At 51.3% G+C, this 19928-nt stretch carries 16 protein-coding genes; 11 read left to right on the top strand and 5 right to left on the bottom strand.

Annotated elements, in window-relative coordinates:
• Positions 1–125 precede the first annotated feature (125 nt).
• Positions 126–1889: an acyl-CoA synthetase gene (locus GA520_RS23095; protein ID WP_163335781.1), complete on the bottom strand. Its 1764-nt coding sequence runs from the start codon at positions 1887–1889 to the stop codon at positions 126–128.
• Positions 1890–2379: 490 nt separating this feature from the next.
• On the opposite strand from GA520_RS23095, the gene GA520_RS23090 reads away from it, so the two are divergent.
• The 7 genes from GA520_RS23090 to GA520_RS23060 all read left to right on the top strand — a co-directional run bounded on the left by GA520_RS23090 (position 2380) and on the right by GA520_RS23060 (position 9200).
• Entirely contained in the window at positions 2380–3555 is a 1176-nt protein-coding gene (locus tag GA520_RS23090; protein WP_163335780.1) for an acetyl-CoA C-acetyltransferase, read from the top strand.
• A 118-nt stretch (positions 3556–3673) separates the two neighbouring features.
• The gene (locus GA520_RS23085; protein ID WP_163335779.1) at positions 3674–4525 is read left to right on the top strand and encodes a 3-hydroxybutyryl-CoA dehydrogenase; all 852 of its coding nucleotides are present in this window, start codon (positions 3674–3676) and stop codon (positions 4523–4525) included.
• A gap of 24 nt (positions 4526–4549) precedes the next feature.
• The gene (locus GA520_RS23080) at positions 4550–5749 is read left to right on the top strand and encodes a Xaa-Pro peptidase family protein (RefSeq protein ID WP_163335778.1); all 1200 of its coding nucleotides are present in this window, start codon (positions 4550–4552) and stop codon (positions 5747–5749) included.
• 26 nt (positions 5750–5775) lie between these two features.
• On the top strand, positions 5776–6522 hold the full coding sequence (locus GA520_RS23075) for a DUF6125 family protein (protein ID WP_163335777.1): 747 nt from the start codon (positions 5776–5778) through the stop codon (positions 6520–6522).
• A 17-nt stretch (positions 6523–6539) separates the two neighbouring features.
• A complete protein-coding gene (locus tag GA520_RS23070) occupies positions 6540–7322 on the top strand; it encodes an enoyl-CoA hydratase-related protein (protein ID WP_163335776.1) in 783 nt (260 codons plus the stop codon).
• A 15-nt stretch (positions 7323–7337) separates the two neighbouring features.
• On the top strand, positions 7338–8495 hold the full coding sequence (locus tag GA520_RS23065; RefSeq protein WP_163335775.1) for an acyl-CoA dehydrogenase family protein: 1158 nt from the start codon (positions 7338–7340) through the stop codon (positions 8493–8495).
• A 27-nt stretch (positions 8496–8522) separates the two neighbouring features.
• Positions 8523–9200 (top strand): transglutaminase family protein, encoded by a 678-nt coding sequence (locus GA520_RS23060; protein WP_163335774.1) that lies wholly within the window; start codon positions 8523–8525, stop codon positions 9198–9200.
• On the opposite strand, the gene GA520_RS23055 is transcribed toward GA520_RS23060, so the two are convergent.
• Positions 9167–10390, bottom strand: coding sequence for an aminotransferase class I/II-fold pyridoxal phosphate-dependent enzyme (locus GA520_RS23055; protein WP_163335773.1), 1224 nt, complete (start codon positions 10388–10390; stop codon positions 9167–9169). The two genes, GA520_RS23060 and GA520_RS23055, sit on opposite strands and share 34 nt — an antisense overlap.
• Before the next feature lie 3 nt (positions 10391–10393).
• Positions 10394–11428, bottom strand: coding sequence for an L-threonine 3-dehydrogenase (tdh, locus tag GA520_RS23050; RefSeq protein ID WP_163336465.1), 1035 nt, complete (start codon positions 11426–11428; stop codon positions 10394–10396).
• Between the two features lie 265 nt (positions 11429–11693).
• Here tdh and GA520_RS23045 point away from each other — a divergent pair, with 265 nt between their 5' ends.
• From GA520_RS23045 to GA520_RS23030, 4 genes are all read left to right on the top strand, one after another.
• A complete protein-coding gene (locus GA520_RS23045) occupies positions 11694–13130 on the top strand; it encodes a PLP-dependent transferase (protein ID WP_163335772.1) in 1437 nt (478 codons plus the stop codon).
• Between the two features lie 138 nt (positions 13131–13268).
• The gene (gene pyk / locus GA520_RS23040; RefSeq protein WP_163335771.1) at positions 13269–14693 is read left to right on the top strand and encodes a pyruvate kinase; all 1425 of its coding nucleotides are present in this window, start codon (positions 13269–13271) and stop codon (positions 14691–14693) included.
• 35 nt (positions 14694–14728) lie between these two features.
• Positions 14729–15877, top strand: coding sequence for a CaiB/BaiF CoA-transferase family protein (locus GA520_RS23035; protein WP_163335770.1), 1149 nt, complete (start codon positions 14729–14731; stop codon positions 15875–15877).
• A gap of 70 nt (positions 15878–15947) precedes the next feature.
• Entirely contained in the window at positions 15948–16373 is a 426-nt protein-coding gene (locus GA520_RS23030; RefSeq protein WP_163335769.1) for a hypothetical protein, read from the top strand.
• Positions 16374–16446: 73 nt separating this feature from the next.
• Here the strand turns inward: GA520_RS23030 and GA520_RS23025 are convergent, their stop codons facing one another.
• Both GA520_RS23025 and GA520_RS23020 read right to left on the bottom strand, forming a co-directional pair.
• Positions 16447–17664, bottom strand: a complete 1218-nt coding sequence (locus GA520_RS23025; RefSeq protein WP_163335768.1) for a hypothetical protein — start codon at positions 17662–17664, stop codon at positions 16447–16449.
• A 329-nt stretch (positions 17665–17993) separates the two neighbouring features.
• Entirely contained in the window at positions 17994–19901 is a 1908-nt protein-coding gene (locus GA520_RS23020; protein ID WP_163335767.1) for a biotin/lipoyl-containing protein, read from the bottom strand.
• Positions 19902–19928: the final 27 nt, after the last annotated feature.

The raw sequence follows: 19928 nt of genomic DNA, 5'->3' as shown, positions 1-19928 counted from the left end.
GAGTGTTCCAGTGGACGGGGAAGACAGGGCCGCATTGCATTGCGGACCGGGTGCAGGACCGTTGTACTTTTCTTATTATACTCTTTCACAGATCGAGCGGTTTGTGAAAGAGTATGGTCAGATTACTATTTTTTTGAACTCAGCTCCGGGAAATCCCAGTAAAAGAATTCTTTTCTATCGCCGGCCTTTGCCTCGCCTTTACGATCTGTCTCGTTATCCCGCAGTTCGACACGCCGGATCTTGCCGGAAAGGGTTTTGGGCAGCTCCGGCACGAACTCGATGATGCGCGGGATCTTGAACTTGGCCAGGATGTCGATGGTGTGTTGAAATAGTTCGAGTGCCAGTTCTTTACTCGGCTCATATCCTTCTTTTAAGATAACAAAGGCTTTGACCAGCTGGTGCCGTTTCGGATCGGGAACACCGACAACAGCGGATTCACCGACAGATTCATGTTCGATAAGGGCGCTTTCCACCTCGAACGGACCGATACGGAAATCGGAGGACTTGATGACATCGTCGCTTCTGCCGACAAACCACCAGTAACCGTCCGCGTCGATGGAGGCGCGATCACCCGTGTAGTAGAAGTTGTCGATAAAGACGCCTGCCATTTTCTCCGGGTTACCGATATACTCGGTGAAGAGTCCAAGACTTCTCCAGCGGTCGGTGCGGACCACGATATGACCTACCTCGTCCGGTTCTGTAATCTCGTTACCTTCGTCGTCGGCCAGGGTCACATCATACATGAACGACGGGCGTCCGAAAGAACCACTGCGCATCTTGCCGGCCATCCACGGCGGATTGCCGATCATGGCGGTGGATTCAGTCTGGCCGTAAAAGTCGCGGATTTCTGTTCCTGTTAGCTCCTTCCATTTGGAGATGACCTCCGGGTTCAACGGTTCCCCGGCACCAATGGACTGGCGCAGATTGGAGAGGTCATATTTGGAGATGTCCATGTTGATAAACAGTCTCCAGGCGGTAGGCGGTGCACAGAAAGTAGATACTTTGTGTTTGGCGGCGGCGGTCAGATATTTGTCGCCATCGAGAGCGGTGAAGTTAAAGCCGGCCACGGTGGCACCGACATTAAGCGGTGCGAAAAAGCTCGACCAGGCCCATTTGGCCCAGCCAGGAGCACTCAGGTTGTGATGAACGTCGTCGGGACGGATACCGACCATGACAGCGGTGGAAAGATGGCCGAGTGGGTAGGAGGTGGCGGTATGGCCGACACGCTTTGGCAGGCCGGTGGTGCCGGAGGTGAAGAAGCAGAACAGCAGGTCTTTGGAACCTGTCTTGGCTGCCGGAACCAGGGTAGGTTCGTCATTAAGCTGCTTATAGCTGACCCAACCTTCTTTTTCACCGAGAACAATTTTGATTTTCGGGGTATGTCCTGTCTGTTTCAGGGCTTCGTCCATATCGTCGGTAAAGGTTTCCGCTGCCAGTATACAGTCAGGCGGGTACGTTTCAAAACGGAATTTCAGTTCGCGAACCGTCATGGTGGTTGCGGTCGGGACGGTGATGATACCGCCTTTGACACAGGCGTAACTGGCAAACCAGGTCTCGGGCACGATGGGAGTCATCATGTACATGTTGCCGCCCATCTTGACCCCGGCCTTATTGATCTTGCTCAGGCACTGGTTTCCCCGGTCGGCAAACTCTTTGTAAGTGAAGGACTGGCTGTCCTCGGTATGGATATCGGCCCAGATCAGGGCGGTATGGTCCGGACGCTCTTTGACGTGCAGGCCCTCGAAAATTTCCTCTGCCCAGTTAAAGGTCTCGGGAAGTTCCATCTTGTTCAATTTGTCAAAAAAAGCCTTGGCTGCAGCCTCTTTCTGGTCATTGTCATCCATCAAGTTGAGATCCATTACTTCCTTGTACAGACTTTCCATACCCATAATGACTCCTTGCATTTCGTAAAAATTAAAAGATGAATACCAGGGCCAGGTGCTCTGCACGTTCAATTCCGATTGTATGACAGAACATATTCAAGGCCTTTTTCCTTGTGACAAACTACAATGAATAACTATTAGTACCGAGCGCTCGGTCGTTTTTTTAAGTAGAAAACAAATCTCTATAATTGTCAAAGCAAATTTTACATTTTTGTACGATAGATCAACCTATTATTTCTATCTCCCAGCTGTCTTCGCCCTTGTCGGGAAAAGTAGGATGCAAAGAGAAAATGATTGACAAAAAACTGGATGTACGTAAACATCACAGTATGGGAGAGCGAGCGCTTGGTCGCCTCTCGTTTTGCATGATTAAACAATGAGATTTGCTTCAGGGCAAGCTTTTTTTTAAAGTGATTGGTACAAAGGTGTAAGTTGCGGACCACAATATAACAAAAAAGGTTGTATTTGTTGAAGATTCAACTTTATGAGGAATGCTATGAAACAGGCTGTAATCGTCAGTGCGGTACGTACACCGTTTGGAAGCTTCGGTGGGTCATTGTCCAAAATCGGAGCAACAGATCTGGGTGCCCATGTCATCAGGGAGGCGGTCAAACGGGCGGGAATCTCAGCTGAGGACGTCGATGAATGCATAATGGGCATGGTACTGCCCTGTGGATATGGTCAGAATCCAGGAAAACAGGCCGCGATGAAAGCCGGGCTGCCGGATCTGGTGGAGGCGATAACGGTCAATAAGGTGTGTGGTTCGTCGTTAAAATCGGTGATGCTTGCTGCCCAGGCTATCCAGTGTGGTGATGCCGATGTGGTCGTAGCGGGAGGTATGGAAAACATGTCCATGGCCCCTTACTACATGGAAAAGGCCCGTTGGGGACATCGTATGGGGCCAGGCAAGATCGAAGATCACATGGTGCATGATGGTTTATGGGATGTGGTAAACGATTTCCATATGGGAATGTCCAATGAATTGATCTGTGAAAACTGGAAAGTGAACAGGGAAGATCAGGATCGTTTTGCGGCTGAGTCCTATGTGAAAGCGATTGCTGCGGTAGAGAGTGGCAGGTTTGACGAGCAGATTGCGCCGGTACCCCTGCCCCAGCGAAAAGGCGATCCGAAGATGTTTGCCCGGGACGAGTGTCCGCAAGCCACCGATTATGAGACCCTATCGAAAATGCGTCCGGCGTTTAAAAAAGATGGTGTGGGAACCGCCGGAAATGCTTCTATTATTAGTGACGGTGCTGCGGCCCAGGTCCTTATGAGCAAAGAGAAGGCAGAGGAACTTGGCTGTGAGATCCTGGTTGAGATCGGAGCTCAGGCGTCCCACGGCATTGAGCTCCAGTATGTACTTATGGCACCCATCTATGCCATTCCCAAGGTGTTGAAGAAAGAGGGAATTACCATTGCTGATGTCGAGTTGTTTGAAATCAATGAAGCGTTTAGCGGAACCTCAGTTGCTATAAACAGGGTGCTCGAGCTCGATACCACCAAGGTTAATGTCAACGGCGGCAGTGTTGCCATCGGTCATCCCATCGGGGCCAGCGGGGGCCGGTTATTAACCGACCTGATTTACGAGATGAGAAGACGTGATGTCAGAACGGGAGTGGCCTCACTGTGCCTGGGTGGTGGTGAAGCGGTAGCACTGGTTGTGAAACGATAAGAGTAAGTTGTAGAGTATCTGATCAATCCTGATGTTCAGTCATTTACCCGGGGAGGCCTGCCCCTCCTGATGGCTGACATTGAGATTTATGAAATATTTCAATTATACAGGGGACAAAATGAACGTTCAAACATTCGGTGTTATCGGATCCGGTCAGATGGGGAATGGTATTGCCCAGGTAGCGGCAACAAGCGGGCTGGATGTCGTTATGAGTGATATCAAGATTGAGTTCGCCGAAAAGGGGCTCGCTGCGATCACCAAAAACCTTGGCAGGATGGTTGAAAAGGGCAAGATCGAGGCAGATCAGCGCGATATGATCCTCTCTCGTATAAAAATAACTGCTGATCTAGGGGGGATGTCCGAGGTCGATTACGTGGTAGAGGCGGCAACCGAGCGTGAGGATCTCAAATTTAAGATTTTTGAAGATCTTGATTCGATTTGCCCTGATCATGTAATCCTGGGAACAAATACCTCCTCGATTCCGATCGGCAGGATAGCAGCCCGCACCCAGCGACCTGACAAGGTGATCGGCATGCACTTTATGAACCCCGTGCCGGTGATGAAACTGGTGGAAGTTATCAAGGGGCTGGCCACTTCGGAAGAGACCTTTACCGTTACCTGGGATCTATGCGAGAAGTTTGGTAAGACACCTGCAGAGGCCAATGATTTCCCTGGATTTATTGCCAACAGAATTCTCATGCCCATGATCAATGAGGCTATCTTCTGCCTCTACCAGAGTGTGGGTAAACCGGAGGATATCGACACGGTAATGAAGCTTGGCATGAATCATCCCATGGGGCCGCTGGCACTGGCAGACCTTATTGGTCTCGATACCTGTCTTGCTATTATGGAGACCCTCTATGATGGTTTCAAGGATTCCAAATACCGTCCCTGCCCGTTGCTCAGGAAGTATGTCGAGGCCGGTTGGCTGGGCAGGAAGAGTGGGAAGGGATTTTACGATTACAGCTAACAATTGACAGCCGGAGAAAAGATAATGAATGGGAGAAGACAGACCACACCGGATCTGGAATTGCAGGACCGAATAGGCAAATTGCAACAACGGCTTCAGGCAAAGGAGGTCCAGGGGGCCCTGATAATCCAGAAGACCGATCTGTTCTATTTCTCCGGTACCTCCCAGCAGGGGTGGCTGTATGTCCCGGCGGAGGGGAAACCGCTGCTCATGGTGTTCAAGGAGCATGAGCGGGCGGTGGCTGAATCCGCGCTGGAGGATGTCATCTCGTTGGTAAGCCCCAAGAAAATCCCTGAGCGTCTTCAGGAGCGCGGATACATGCTGCCTTCCGTACTCGGTATGGAGCTTGATGTGCTCCCGGCAAACATCTATTTTCAGTTCGAGACGATCTTCGAACACGCGAAGATAGTGGATATCTCACTGGAGATCAGGCTTGTACGGGCGATCAAGTCGGAATATGAGATCGATATCCTGCGCCGGGCCTGTGCACTATCGGATAAAGTAGCTGCCCATGTTCCGAGCCTGTTGGAACCGGGTAAAACTGAGGTACAACTTGCGGGGGAGATTGAGGGTTATGCACGGAGCCTTGGTCACCAGGGGATAGTCCGGATGCGGCTTTTTGGTTCCGAGCTTTTTTATGGACACCTGATGTCAGGCCCTTCTGCGGCGGTGCCAAGCTATCTCGCCTCGCCCACGGGCGGGGACGGTGTCAGCTCGATGATCGGACAGGGGGCAGGCTTTAAGGAAATTGCCCCAAACGAAACGATTCTTGTCGATTATGTCTTTGCCCTGGATGGGTATATCTCGGACCATACCCGGATATTTGCCATGGGGCAGTTACCGGATGAGCTGGTGCGGGCCCACGAGGCGATGCTGGAGATCCAGGAGAAGGTAAAACAACTGGCTGTACCCGGGGCCATCACCGGTGAGTTATATGAAAAAATGATCTCCATGGCGGATGAGAAAGGGCTTGGTGAGCAGTTCATGGGGGCAGGCAAACGTAAAATCCGTTTTACCGGCCATGGGGTCGGGCTCGAGCTTGACGAATTTCCCTTTATCGCCAAGGGCCAGAAGTTGCCACTTGAGGCGGGAATGACCATTGCGCTGGAACCGAAAACAATTTTTCCGGGTCTGGGAGTCGTTGGCATAGAAAATACCCACCTGGTAACCACTGATGGTCTGGAGCAGCTGACCCGGTTTGACGAGCAAATTTATTATGTATAATCAAGATGTAACAGAGGGAGGGCTCCATGTTTGATCAGGCACAAGACGTTAACGAGCTGGACCATAAACAGACGGCTGCGTATATCGTCGATCTCTTTCACCGCAATATCGTCCACCATACCCTCTGGTATACCGAGGTCCGCCATCAGATGGGGGAGGAGAAGGCGTTGAAGATCCTCAACAGCGCTGCCCGCACCTCTGCCAGGATCCAGATGAAACACCTGTCCTCTCTTTTTGGATTTGAAATGGACGACGGTATTCCGTCGCCCCTGCTTGATCTGGAACCTGCAAAATTGCAGGAGCTGCGAACCAGAATGGCCAAAAACTGGCTGGTGAGCGACGGAGTCTGGTTCCAGACCATCGAGTTTGCGGAAGGAATGAACGAGGCAAAGAGGTGTAACGATTCCTGTTGGGCCCATTTCTCGCCGTTTGAAGCGGCCTCCATCAAGGAACAGTTGGGGCTTGTTGAACAACCTGGCCTGGAAGGATTGAAGCGGGCTCTTGGCTTCAGGCTTTATGCGAATATTAACAAACAGTCGATCCATGACGAGACGGAGAGTGCCTTTGTGTTCCGTATGGACGACTGCCGGGTACAAAGCGCCAGAAAGCGCAAAGGTTTGGATGATTATCCCTGTAAATCGGCGGGTCTGGTTGAATACAGCTATTTTGCAAGGGCGATTGACGCACGCATCACAACGGAGTGTATCGGTTGCCCGCCCGATCCGCATCCGGATGACTGGTTCTGTAGTTGGCGTTTTTCAATTAAAGAATAAACCTGAGGAGAAGCTCAATGGATCTACAAAATATACGTTTTGAAAAGGAAGGGGCAGTTGCCACAATCACCATTGATCGTCCCAAGGCGTTGAATGCACTGAACTACGATACTCTGCAGGAACTTCTCTACTGTTTCAGGCAACTGGCACGTGACAGGGAGACCGGGGTGGTCATTATCACCGGCGGTGGTGAGAAATCCTTTGTGGCCGGTGCTGATATTTCCCACATGGTGAATTTGGAGGGCCTGGAAGGAACGGAATTCGCCAGGCTGGGTCATGAGGCCATGGCCGCGGTTGAAAGTGCGCCCCAGCCGGTTATTGCCGCAGTCAATGGTTTTGCTCTGGGTGGCGGCTGTGAGCTGGCGATCTCCTGTGATATCCGGGTGGCATCCGAGAACGCCAAATTCGGTCAACCTGAGGTGAATCTCGGGGTTATTCCTGGTTTTGGCGGAACCCAGAGACTTCCGCGGCTGGTCGGTAAGGGGTTGGCCTGTGAGCTTCTCTTTACCGGTGACATGATTGATGCTGCTGAGGCACTTCGTATCGGTCTGGTAAACAAGGTGGTGCCGCAGGCTGAGTTGATGGATGTCTGCCGGGAGATGGCGAAAAAAATCACCTCGAAGGGGCCTGTCGCTATCCGCTTGTGCAAAGAGACAGTCAACAACGGCAGCCAGATGGATCTGGGACGGGCAAACCATTATGAGGCCATCCAGTTCGGTCAATGCTTTGCCAGTGCAGACCAGAAAGAAGGTATGCAGGCCTTCCTTGAAAAGAGGAAGGCAGAGTTTACGGGTAAATAGTCACAGGGGACAGGTATGGATTTTGAATTAACAGAAGAACAGCGATTGATACAGGAAATGACCCGTGATTTTGCCGCAGCAGAATTGGAACCGGTGGCGGCGGAGCTGGACAAGGGTGGTAATGATACTTTATTTCATGAAAATATCCGAAAGCTTGCCGAACTTGGTCTGATGGGGTTGAACATCAAGGACGAATATGGCGGTTCGGAAGCGGGTGTTATCGCTTTCAGTGTGGCCATGACTGAGATTTCGCGCGCCTGTGCGTCCACTGCAGTGACAGTTTCCGTCAACAATATGGTGAACGAGGTTATCCAGGCGCTTGGCACCGAAGAGCAAAAGAAGAAATATATCTCTAAGATCTGCAGCGGCGAATACCTGGCGGGCGCCTTCGGACTTACAGAACCGGGGGCCGGGTCTGATCCCGCGTCCATGACCACGACAGCCGTTCGTGACGGAGACGACTGGGTGCTTAATGGTTCCAAACTTTTTATAACCAGCGGTAACTGTGCCGGGGTCTTTGTGGTGTGGGCGGTGACCGATCCGAAAGCACCCAGGGGCAAGGGGATCAGCCTCTTTCTGGTGGAGGCCGAGGCCAAAGGTCTGGTGGTGGGCAAAAAGGAAGAAAAGATGGGGCAGAACGCCTCCGCCACCAACGAAATCATCTTCCAGAATTGCCGGATTCCCGGTGATGCCCTGATGGGCGAGCTCAACGACGGATTTCGGGTAGCGGTAACCGAGCTAGCGGGAGGCCGTATCGGTATTGGTTCACTGGCGTTGGGGCTGGGGCTGGCTGCCATGGATACAGCAACGAAATATTCGCTGGAGCGGAAGCAGTTCGGGACACCGATCAGTAATTTTCAAGCCATTCAATGGAAGATTGCCGATATGTATACCGCACTTGAGGCCAGCAGGTTGTTGCTCTTAAATGCCTCGTTTAAAAAAGAACAGGGCCGTAGTTTTGCCAAGGAGGCCTCTATGGCCAAGGTGTTTGCTTCGGAGACGGCTAATAAGGCCTGCTACGAGGCGATGCAGATTCTTGGGGGGTATGGCTACACAACGGAGTACCCGATCGAGCGCTATACCCGTGATGCCCGGATTACGACCATATATGAAGGTACGAGTGAAATTCAGAGGGTGATTATTTCGCGGGAGATCTTGCGGGAATTCAGTTGATTAGAACAAGCAGGAGTCTCCACAATCATGGACGAGTCGCACTATCTGGTTCCCACGGCGACACTTGATTTTGATCATCCCGAGGTGATGTCGTTTATAGAGGAGCACACTTCGGATGGCAGTCATGCCCGGGATAACAGTGTTGCCCTTTATTATGCGGTACGGGATCTTTTTCGGTATGATCCGTACCGCATTGAGCTCACGGTGCCCGGCATCCGGGCCAGCGCTACCCTCGAGAAGGGGTACGGCTGGTGTGTCTCAAAGGCGGTTCTTCTTGCTGCCTGCTGCCGCGGAGCGGGAATTCCCGCTCGTCTGGGCTTCGGGGATGTGCGCAATCATCTGTCAACCAGCCGTATGCGTGAGTGGATGCAGACGGATATTTTCTACTGGCACGGTTTTACCGAGATCCTGCTTGAAGGGCGATGGCTGAAGGCTACGCCGGCTTTCAACCTCGCCCTGTGCAAACGGTTCCGGATTTCACCACTGGAATTTAACGGCGTGGCCGATTCAATTTTTCACCCCTTTGATGAGGATGGTAATCGGCATATGGAGTACGTGAACGGGCGCGGTCACTTCGCCGATCTGCCGCTTGAACAGATCAGGAAGACGTTCGCCAGCAAGTACAAAAAGCTAATCGGCCATGAGAGCAGTAATTTTGAAAACGATGTGAATCAGGAAAATTCCTTCAAGGTTTCCAGCACGTAATCAATATCTGCTTTGGTGTGGGCGGAGTTTATCTGAAATCGGATCGATTCATCCCCTTTGGGAACCACGGGGAAGGTCAGGCCGACTACCAGTATGCCCGCCTCAAACAGGTCGTTGACCAGTTGTCTCGTTTTTGTTGTATCCCTTACCATGAGAGGGACGACAGGGTGAGGACCGGGTATTGATTCCAATCCGAGAGTATCAAGTCCCTCCCTGAACTGTGCCGTCCTCTCTTTTAAGTTTGCCAGCAGCAGTAATCCCTCGTCGCTGTCACAGATGTCAAGCGCCGTTGTTGCTGCGGCACAGTCAGCGACACTTAACGGGTTGGTATAAATATAGGTGTCCGCCTTTTGCCTGACCGCCTCGATAACGGTTGTACTGGCAGCGATAAAACCACCGTTTACGCCAAACGCCTTACCGAACGTACCGACGACGATGTCGGGCCAGGCTGAGCAGTACTCCGGGGTCCCCCGACCTGTGTCCCCGTAGGCACCGATGCCGTGGGAGTCGTCCACCACCGTGATAACACCATCCGGAAATCTTTGTGTATAGCGGTCGGCTATGGCCTGTATTTTGTCGATAGGTGCATAATCGCCGCGCATGGAAAAGATACCGTCGAACACAACAATCACCCGCTCAATATCATCGGCCACTTCAGTAAAACAGCGGTGAAGGTCGTCCATGTCGTTGTGTTTAAAGATCGATTTGTTACCACTTGGCACCCCGGCAATACGCATGGCGCGGATGATCGAGTTATGGTTGAGCTGATCACCGATCCAGTGGGTCTGTTTGTTGCCGATGGCAAGGGCCAGGCCGCAGTTTGAGGTGTAGGCGGAGTTAAAGATCTTAGAGGCCGGTTTGGCCACAAATTGTGCTATCCGGTGTTCTAAAGCGATGTGGTACGAGTAGGTTCCGTCGATGAAACGGACGGCACCTGGGCCGACACCGCAACTATGCGTTGCCTCATCGGCAGCTTTGATAAGGGCCGGGTGGTTGGACAATGAGAGGTAGGAGTTGGAATTGAGTCGGATGAATTCCTTGTCTTGCCCTTTGAGTCGATAACGGGGACCGTGTTTGCCTGAGGCGGGTAGATAGTCGGTGATGACCCGTTCCGGCAGCTTTGTTCTGCCTTCCTCGCTTAAGTTTTCAAGTTCTGCCTGAAGTGCTTTGTCAAGATGTTGCAGTGCCATGTGTTACTCCTTTTCCTCCCAGTTTAAAACAACCTTACCTGACTTCCCGGATCGCATGACCTCGAATCCTTTTTCATAATCGCTGTAATGAAAACGATGGGTGATAAGCTTGGTAATATCAAGCCCGGTCTGGATCATCGAGGTCATTTTATACCAGGTCTCAAACATCTCCCGGCCATAGATACCTTTCAAGTGAAGGCCGTTAAAAATCACCTTGCTCCAGTTGATGGCCGTGTTGTCAGGAAGAATTCCGAGCAGGGCGATTTTACCTCCGTGGCACATATTATCAAGCATCGAGTTGAGGGCTGCGGGGCTGCCGGACATCTCCATGCCCACATCGAAGCCTTCGCGCATCTCAAGCTCCATCTGTACACGCTGCAGATCATCTTCTATCACATTCACGACCCTGGTGGCACCGGCTTTCCGGGCCAGATCAAGGCGGTAGGGGTTGATGTCGGTAACAACGATATGCCGGGCCCCGGCGTGTTTGGTAATGGCCGCTGCCATACAGCCGATGGGGCCGGCACCGGTGATGAGGACATCTTCTCCGAGGACGTCGAAGGAAAGGGCGGTATGGACGGCGTTGCCGAGAGGATCAAAACAGGTGAGGATATCGAGGGGGATTTTGGGGTCGCAATACCAGACGTTGGTGACCGGAATGGAGAGGTACTCGGCGTATGCCCCTGTCCTGTTGACGCCCACGCCGCTGGTGCGGGAGCAGAGATGACGGCGGCCTGCGAGACAATTCCGGCAGTGACCGCAAACCAGATGGCCTTCGCCGGAGACCAGGTCGCCTTTATGGAAGTCGTGAACGTTATCACCCACCTCCGCAATGCGGCCCACGAATTCGTGGCCGATGACCATGGGGACAGGGATGGTTTTCTGTGCCCACTCGTCCCAGTTGTAGATATGCACATCGGTGCCGCAGATTGCGGTTCTGAGTATCTTTATGAGGACTTCGTTTTTACCTGGAACCGGGATATCCACATCTTCCAGCCACAACCCCTGCTCCTTCTTCGACTTTACCAGTGCTTTCATGGTTGCCATGGTATTGTATCCTCCGGATGATCGGTTTTGTCCAGACGCCTTCACTTAACTCTACCATAATACCTTGAAAAGAAGGATGTAATTATGTGGAATTCAGGAGGGACTGCTAGCTGGCTAGTATTCCGTTTCTGCTGGTGCTCTTCGGCAGTGATGGGGAATTGTCATGTTAGATTCGCTGCTGTTTGACCTTGCCTGACTGAAAGAGGTATCATGGAGTAAGCTCTAAAAAGAGTATAAACTATCATGGGAGGTATCTATGGCACTTAATGACAACGACACCATAGTTACATCAGGGATGCAGAAGTATATTGATGCCAACAACGCTTATCTGGCCGGTCGCGCCGACTATATTAACACCCAGATAAGGAAATGGAAATTCGATACCATTGCTGTTCACGGTCTCTATTCTGTCCGGGATGCAATCGACGATTACCAGGGAGCTATAATCGAACCGGCCTTTATGTCCACCTCACAGGCCTATAGGGATTCGGATGAGATGGCGGCAGCGCTCGCTTACAAAATTCCGACCTGGTGTTATTCGCGCATCGCCAACCCCTCGACCTACTATTATGAATGGACGCTGGCTTTGCTGGAGGGATATGGATTTGCCGGGGAGACATCCTGCTGTTCAACTTCTTCCGGAATGTCAGCCATTATGTCTGCTGTGCAACCTTTTCTACAGGTGACTGGTAAAACGCCAGGAGCGATTAATTTTGTGGCTACCGCCCAGTGTTACGGAGGTACCTTTCAGCAGTTTACGGTTCGCTTTATGCAGGAGCGGAATATCGAATGCCGCTGGGTGCTCAATGCCGAAAACCTTGACGAATGGGCCCAAAAGATCGATGGCAACACCCGCTTCCTCTATGGGGAACTGCCGAGCAATCCCCAACTTGGCTTTTTTGATATTGAGAAGGTGGCGGATCTGGCGCACAGCCACAACATACCGTTGATTTGTGATTCGACCATCGCTACACCGGCGCTGCTTCGTCCTATTTGCCATGGGGCCGACATTGTTGTCCAGTCGGTTACAAAAAGTCTGTCCAGTTCCGGATTCGGTATCTGCGGGGCGATTATCGCCCGGAAAAACCTCACCTCGAACCTGGCAGTAGAAGGTCTGAAAGAGGATTTCGGGCTGTATGTCAAGTTCCTGCAAAACAGGGATCTTGGTCCGAATCTTCACCCGATGCAGGCCGTGCTTGCCTTAAATGATATGCGAACCGTTCGCTCGAAAATGGACCTGATGAGCCGGAATACCATGCAGGTTGCCAGGTTCCTTGGTGAACATCCGGAGGTTGAATCTGTCCAGTATCTTGGTTTGCCGGATCATCCGCTTCATGATCTTGCAAGCCGCTATATGTGGCTTGTGGATGCGGAACAGGATGAACTCTACGGAAAACCGGTGAACCGGTATGGGCATCTGCTCTCTTTTTGTGTTGCCGGCGGTGCAGAGAGGGCACGCCTCTTTTTTGATAACCTGCAGCGAATCTGGCGGGCCACGGATCTGGGGAGAATAAAATCGGTGGCGACTATCCCTGCAATATCGACTCACCAGCAGCAGGGTGAGGAAGGACGGGCCATGGCGGGTATCCCGACTCATATGGTTCGACTCTGCGTGGGGGCAGAACATCCGGATGATATTATTGCAGATCTGGACCAGGCTCTGGGGAAGGCGAAAAAAGGTGTATCCGTTTAATCGTTCATCGTTTTAAATGATCGAAAGGTATATACTCCCTCTTGTCTGGTGGGTAAAAGATGTCTATGTTCACCAGCTGCTATCGCAGATAAAGAGGAAAACATTGAACCCACCAGCATTGAAGAGGATCGTCACCCCATGCCGAAGAAAACAAAAATTGTAGCTACCGTCTCGAACCTGAATTGCTCTGTTGCCTTTATCGAACGGTTGTACAATGCGGGAGTCAATGTTGTGCGACTCAATACCGCTCATATGAGTCATGAAGATGCACTTGAGGTTGTCGATAATGTCCGACAGGTCTCTGACAAGATAGGGATTCTCCTGGATACAAAAGGTCCGGAAATCCGTACCTGTGATTCAGAATGTCCCCTGAAGGTGAAGTTTGGTGACGTCATCAGCATAAAAGGCGGTCCCGGTGAACTCTCCCATGATGATATAATTTGTGTTTCCCATAAGGATTTTGTGCACGATGTTCCGGTGGGAAGTTCCATCTTAATAGATGATGGTGACATCGCTCTTGGAGTGGTCGAGAAGAATGAAGATCATTTAAGCTGTACTGTGGAAAACGATGGGGTGATAAAGGCCCGCAAGAGTATCAATATTCCTGCAGTACATGTCAAGTTGCCGGCACTTAGTGAAAAAGATAAAGGTTTTATCCGTTTTGCTGCTGAGAATAATCTCGATTTTATCGCCCACTCCTTCGTCCGGAACAAAAAGGATGTGATAGCCGTCCAGGAAATTCTTGATGAAACGCAGTCGAGCATAAAGATCATTGCCAAGATCGAGAACTTCGAAGGCGTTGAGAATATCGACGAGATCCTGGATCATGCTTATGGGGTGATGATTGCCCGCGGCGACCTGGCTGTGGAGATTCCTACCGAGAGAATTCCGCTGATTCAGAAGAAAATCATCAGTACCTGTATCGAGCGGCGGCGGCCTGTGATTGTGGCAACCCAGATGCTGCATTCCATGATCGATTCGCCTCGGCCTACACGGGCGGAAGTGTCCGATGTGGCAAATGCCTGCCTTGATCACGCGGATGCCCTGATGCTCTCCGGTGAAACGGCAAACGGCAAATATCCGGAAATGGCGGTTCGGACCATGGCCAAGATCATTGCCGAGGTGGAAGAAAAGAGCACCACTTTTATCAACGTTCCGTACACCGATGAAAATAAGGTGACCGCCTATTTGGCAAAGGCTGCTGTGAAGGCTGCCCTGCGCTTGAATACCAGAGCGATTATCGCCGATTCGGTGACTGGTAAATCAATCCGGGCACTTGCGGCATATCGCGGAGGAAACGTGATCTACGCCCAGATTTACGATAAGCGGGTTATGCGGCAACTTTCTCTTTCGTATGGGGTGTACGCTGATTATATGCCGCTTGACAGCAATTTAAACGAGCCATTGAAGCAGACGATTTGTCGCCTGGTGGATGAAAAGCAGTTTAAGGATGAAGATCTGATTATTTTACTTGCGGGGAGCTTTGGAGCCGATCATGGCGCCTCGTACATTGAGGTAAGCAGTGCCTTGAACCTGAAGAAGAAGTGTGTGTTCAGCGCTTGAGGACAACTACCTGATCCAACCGAGAAGGAGAGGACATGAGTGAACCAGGAGCATTAGCAGGAGTGAAGGTGCTGGATCTTTCGCGCCTGCTTCCCGGACCGTACTGTTCAATGATTCTGGCCGACCACGGGGCAGAGGTGATCGCCATTGAGGACAGCAGGTTTCGGGCTGATGGACTCTATTTCAATGAGGTGAACAGAAACAAGCGGCACATGTCGCTTAACCTCAAGAGTGATAAGGGACGGGAGATTTTTGACCGGCTTGCTGCCGAGGCGGACGTTATCCTTGAAGGGTTCCGGCCGGGAGTGGTGAAACGGCTGGGAGTGGATTATGAAACGGTTCGTGACCACAACCCCGGTATCATCTACTGTTCAATCTCCGGCTATGGCCAGACGGGTCCGAAAGTAAGCGAGGTTGGTCACGATGTCAACTACCTCAGTACAGCGGGAGTGCTTGACCTTATTGGGCAGCAAAATGAGCCGCCGTCCATTCCTGCCGTCCAGGTTGCCGATATTGCGGGGGGAGCAATGCAGGCGGTTATTGGCATCCTTTTGGCGTTGCACGCCCGGGGAAGAAGTGGAGTGGGGCAGTATATAGATATCTCTATGACGGACGGTATTCTCGGTCTGTTGACCCTGCCCATGTTTTTCAACAGGGCCCAGGGAGAGCAGCCGCAGCGTTCATCCACGACCCTGTCACATAAATTCGCCTGTTACAATACATACAGGACAATGGATGACAGGTACATTGCTGTGGGAGCCGTCGAGAACCGTTTCTGGAAGGTGCTCTGTGAAACAGTTGGTGGTCCAGAGTACGTCTCCCTGCAATATGATCTGGAGAGGAGGTTGGAGGTGATCGACTGGCTGCAGGCAGTTTTCGCCGGGAAAACACTGGCCGAATGGGACAACATTCTGTCCGGACTCGATACGTGCTGTACGCCGGTCGCCACTTTTGAAGATGTCCTGCAGTCGCCTCTTTTTGCAGAGCGTGAGATGGTTTGCGACTACCAGCAAGCGGATGGTAGCACTGCCAGGGCTTTTGGTATTCCTGTTAAGCTTTCGAAAACTCCGGGTTCCCTGAGAACTGCACCGGCCAGCTTTGGTGAACATACCAAAGAGATACTCCGGGAACTGGGTTATACACAAGAGCAGGTTCGGGAGTTCGGGGAAAAAAGTATTATCTGACGATGAGGGGCGGTCGGCGTTCTGCAGATGAACCGGCTCACCTGCTAATTATTCCAGATGAGGACATGTTATGAGCTGCGATTTTATAAAATTTACAAGGGTAGTAGTGACAACTGCAACCGTGGTATTCTTGACTGTCGGGCAGGGATATAGTGCAGATTATCAATCCATGACTACTGAGGAATTGAGCGATATCCGGGGTTCACTGTATAACGCGTCCCAGGATGAGAGGGATGCATTTCATGCAGAGTGGAATAAACGGTTGGACTCAATGAGTGCTGAAGAAAGGGCACAGTTTGCAGCCTCAGGACCCGGTCGTGGAAAAGGCCTCCAGGACGGCTCCGGTGCCGGTCGGCAGGGGGGCGCTGGTGAAGGACTGGGAAAAGGGAACGGCAATAGGGGTGGTGACGGTACAGGAAATGGCGGCGGTCGTGGTAACGGCGGTGGCCAAGGCGGTAATGGCGGTGGCAAAGGTGGGGGGAAAGGCCGGAAGTAGTCGTCAATTATGGGGAAAATAAAAAACCGGGACCGAATTATCGGCCCCGGTTCTATTTAGTGAACTTTCTCTTCTATGCTTCCACTTCCTTATGAATATAGAACGGCCATTTGTGGAAAAACCATTCATTCCATAACAGTGGGATAATCCACCAGAAATTCCAGATGAGCGACTCACCGTGAGCAAACCTGTGTCCCAGGTCTGTCATGTGGTGGTTGCCAAGACCCCAGTGGCCGAAGTTCATGAAGTAAAAAATATAGTAGCTGATGGCGGCAAAGAACAGGACGCCTATGGTCCTGATCAGAAATGCGGCCCAGCTGTCTTTATCCAGCCCGAAGACGGCATCGTCAAAATAGTGATGCCAGATAAGGAACGGGATAAGGGTAAACCCTGCTATTTCCGCAGAGTGAATCCAGAAAAACTTATTATATGTTGCAGGGTCAGCCTCCTTGAGGTGATGCAGGACTTCCTCAGGTATCCATAAGGGGATGATTGCCTTACAGAGGTACATCAGCGCAAAGGCACCGACAAAGGAGAGGATTACGGAGACAAGGCCTTTCCAGGGTTGAGGGAGGGACATGGCACTCCATGGTTTCATTCTCCAAACGTTGGCAGTCATGAACAGGATGACAATGGCCCACTCCCACCAGCCGAAGACCCAGTGAACATGGGATGTCCCGCCAATTGAAGACCACCAGGCCGGGGCCAGGGCTGCTTCCTTGAAGATAGAACCAAAAAACGGGACAATGAGAAAACTGTAGCAGACCAGGGTGAGCAGGCTGCCCCAGGCAAACTCAGCAAATCCGGTTTCCGGGTTTTTCAGGCCGCTCGGCTGTATCGGCCACTTCCCGAAAAAGATGGTGGAAACAGAATAGGTGTAAAAGCCGATCAGCACAAAGCCAACGACCGCAACCTGGGCAAAAACTGGTTTTTGTCCAGCGGCTTCCATTCCGTAATAGCTGAGGAAATTGAAACCGGCACCGAGGATTCTGTAGAATATTACATCAATGGTAAACCAGACGATAACCAGGTTTACAATAGTGAGAATCAGACCACGGGCCGGGGGGGCAATTTTCTGAAATGGCCAGTCTCCCAGCAGCATATGCTGCCAGATACCGACAAGGATCATAACTGCAAGGTACATGACAAAGGGATAGGGGAACCAGCCGACAGGCCCCCGGGGATCACTGAGTAGAAACCACAATACCCAGGCTACCATGGTAAAAAAGGTTAGAGAGATAATTCCGGTGAGAGGTTGTCCCCATCTCGGTTGTAATTCACCAGCTGACATACGCTCCTCCTGCAGGTTAAGTGGGTTAGGGTGTTTGTCGAAACAAACACCTGTATAACTTCGAAACAAGAGCTTTTTGCCGGGAAACAAATACAACTGCCAACAAGATCGAGCGCTCGGTCGTATAGAGGATGCATGGTTGTGAGCGAGCGCTCGTTCCCTTTGGATGATTTAAAATATCTGAAGGGGAGTGTCAATAACATTTATGTCAAAAATGACAAAAAGTTACCTTTTTGAAACCGGAAAGGATAAAGGGGTGGGGAGCAACGTTTGAAGAAGATGAGAAAACGATGCCCCATCGAAATGAAATGATAGGGCATATCAGTTGGTTATTCGTCGTGATCGATTTTTAATATCTTGCCGCCGGGCTTGAGCGCGTCTCCTTTCTTGGCGGAAATGGCGGTGACAATTCCTGCCATTTCTGCAAGGATCGGAGTCTGCATTTTCATTGCCTCCATAATGGCGACTCGGTCACCGACAAGAATTTCCTGGCCTTCATCCACGGATATCTCGACGATTTTGCCGTTGAAAGGTGAGCGTACATCTCCCATCTTGGCCAGGTCCAGGATCTCCTCTTTGGTCAGTGCCAGTTCTTCTCCGGGCTGGCCTGCAACTTTCTCGGGCTTAAACGGAAATGTCGCCTGATGATGGTCCACGGTCAGGTAGACGTTGGTTTCACCGGTATCGGTAACCGGGGACGGGCCTATTTCAATCATATGCTCCTTGCCTACATGATCCCTGAAAGCAAGTTTTTCACCAATCTCAAAACCACCTCTTTTAAAGAAAATTGAGGGTGGCAATACATATGTCTGACCAAATTCATCCTGGAACTTGAAGAATTCGACGGCGTCGTTGGGATGTTGCAGGTAGAGAACCAGTTGTTCGTTAGTTGGTTCGATGCCAATGAGTTCGGCTAATGCGAATCGTTCATGGGCGAGATCAATGTCTTCAATTTCCTCCTGCCCGCCTTCTTCTTCAAGAACTTGCTGCCAGTTTTCTCCAAACGCCTTTTCGTATATCCAGTCATCCGGTCTGTAAAAAGGAAACGGACCGTACTTACCGAGGAGCAGGTTGCGGAGATCACCCGATGGGTTGGCGTAGCGTTCTCCATCGAGCACATTGGAGACGGCTGTGGTCCAGAGAATTTGTGATCCTGGCGTCACTGACCAGTAATTACCGAGTTCCTTTTGAACCCTAGGGAGCTCTTTGTGGAGGATATCGGGCATACGGTCGAGGAATCCTCCCTTGACCGCTTGTTCCAGGCTTGACCCCATTGCGCCGCCGGGGAGTTTGTGAATCTGTACAGTGGGTTGAAAACCTTTGATCTGTGATTCAAATTGTTCGTAAAATCGCCGTTCGTCGCTAATCGCTTCAGAGGTCTCAATGATGGCTTCTTCATCGAGGTTTTCTGGCTCATACCCGAACTCCCGCAATGTCTGGACCACGGTGAGAATCGGTGGCGGACCATAAAAACCGCTGAATGCGGAGTCTGCTGCATCGATAATGGAGGCACCGCTACGTACCGCCTCAACAATGCGGCCGACATCATTGCCGTCGGTGTTATGGCCGTGATAATGGATAGGGATATCGGGATATTTCTGTTTAAGGCTGTCAACCAGGGTGCCTATCCTGGCGGGGGAGCCGAGCCCGCCATGGTTCTTTATGCAGAGGGTGATGTCAGTGCCGGTGATGTCCAGAATCTGTCCCGCCTTTTTGACGTAATATTCATCGGTATGTTCCGGTCCGGTGGAAAAGCAGATACATGGTTCGTTGAGTCTTCCGGCGTGGGCGACCTCTTCGAAAACGGCGATCATGTTCGGAACATGATTGAGAAAGTCGAAAGTTCTCCACACATCGACGTATTTGGCAAACTGCCTGACAGTAAAGCGGATAACGTTTTGAGGATAAGGACGATAGCCGAACAGGTTGACACCTCGGCAGAGGGTCTGGAACATGGTGTTTGGCATCATCTCCCTCAGTTTCCTGAGTTTGAAGAATGGGTCGACCTGTTTACGCAGCATGTCCACGTGGATAGAGGCACCACCGGTGATTTCGAGTGAGAAATAGCCGGCTCGATCGCGGCTTTCGGCGGCTTTCAGGTCGGTATCCAGCAGTATCCGGTTCTTGAAGTCTGATTGGGATTGGTCCCGCGCCGTGTTGGTAATATAGTACCCTTTGCTGTTTCTGAGAGTATCGGCGATGTCTTTCGGGTGAGTTCCCGGAGTGATTGTAGTCATAACAGTCCTGTCGCTGTGTTTTGGTAG

The organism is Desulfopila sp. IMCC35008 (assembly GCF_010646885.2).
GTDB lineage: Bacteria > Desulfobacterota > Desulfobulbia > Desulfobulbales > Desulfocapsaceae > Desulfopila.
This window is presented reverse-complemented; position numbering and strand designations above follow the sequence as displayed.

What these genes read in the sequence shown, in the direction of transcription:
- GA520_RS23075 (WP_163335777.1), top strand. Translation starts at nt 5,776, where the DNA reads ATGTTTGATCAGGCACAAGACGTTAACGAGCTGGACCATAAACAGACG.
- tdh (WP_163336465.1), bottom strand. Translation starts at nt 11,428, where the DNA reads ATGAAAGCACTGGTAAAGTCGAAGAAGGAGCAGGGGTTGTGGCTGGAA.
- GA520_RS23065 (WP_163335775.1), top strand. Translation starts at nt 7,338, where the DNA reads ATGGATTTTGAATTAACAGAAGAACAGCGATTGATACAGGAAATGACC.
- GA520_RS23095 (WP_163335781.1), bottom strand. Translation starts at nt 1,889, where the DNA reads ATGGGTATGGAAAGTCTGTACAAGGAAGTAATGGATCTCAACTTGATG.
- GA520_RS23035 (WP_163335770.1), top strand. Translation starts at nt 14,729, where the DNA reads ATGAGTGAACCAGGAGCATTAGCAGGAGTGAAGGTGCTGGATCTTTCG.
- GA520_RS23020 (WP_163335767.1), bottom strand. Translation starts at nt 19,901, where the DNA reads ATGACTACAATCACTCCGGGAACTCACCCGAAAGACATCGCCGATACT.
- GA520_RS23055 (WP_163335773.1), bottom strand. Translation starts at nt 10,390, where the DNA reads ATGGCACTGCAACATCTTGACAAAGCACTTCAGGCAGAACTTGAAAAC.
- GA520_RS23045 (WP_163335772.1), top strand. Translation starts at nt 11,694, where the DNA reads ATGGCACTTAATGACAACGACACCATAGTTACATCAGGGATGCAGAAG.
- GA520_RS23060 (WP_163335774.1), top strand. Translation starts at nt 8,523, where the DNA reads ATGGACGAGTCGCACTATCTGGTTCCCACGGCGACACTTGATTTTGAT.
- GA520_RS23080 (WP_163335778.1), top strand. Translation starts at nt 4,550, where the DNA reads ATGAATGGGAGAAGACAGACCACACCGGATCTGGAATTGCAGGACCGA.
- GA520_RS23030 (WP_163335769.1), top strand. Translation starts at nt 15,948, where the DNA reads ATGAGCTGCGATTTTATAAAATTTACAAGGGTAGTAGTGACAACTGCA.
- GA520_RS23025 (WP_163335768.1), bottom strand. Translation starts at nt 17,664, where the DNA reads ATGTCAGCTGGTGAATTACAACCGAGATGGGGACAACCTCTCACCGGA.
- GA520_RS23070 (WP_163335776.1), top strand. Translation starts at nt 6,540, where the DNA reads ATGGATCTACAAAATATACGTTTTGAAAAGGAAGGGGCAGTTGCCACA.
- GA520_RS23085 (WP_163335779.1), top strand. Translation starts at nt 3,674, where the DNA reads ATGAACGTTCAAACATTCGGTGTTATCGGATCCGGTCAGATGGGGAAT.
- pyk (WP_163335771.1), top strand. Translation starts at nt 13,269, where the DNA reads ATGCCGAAGAAAACAAAAATTGTAGCTACCGTCTCGAACCTGAATTGC.
- GA520_RS23090 (WP_163335780.1), top strand. Translation starts at nt 2,380, where the DNA reads ATGAAACAGGCTGTAATCGTCAGTGCGGTACGTACACCGTTTGGAAGC.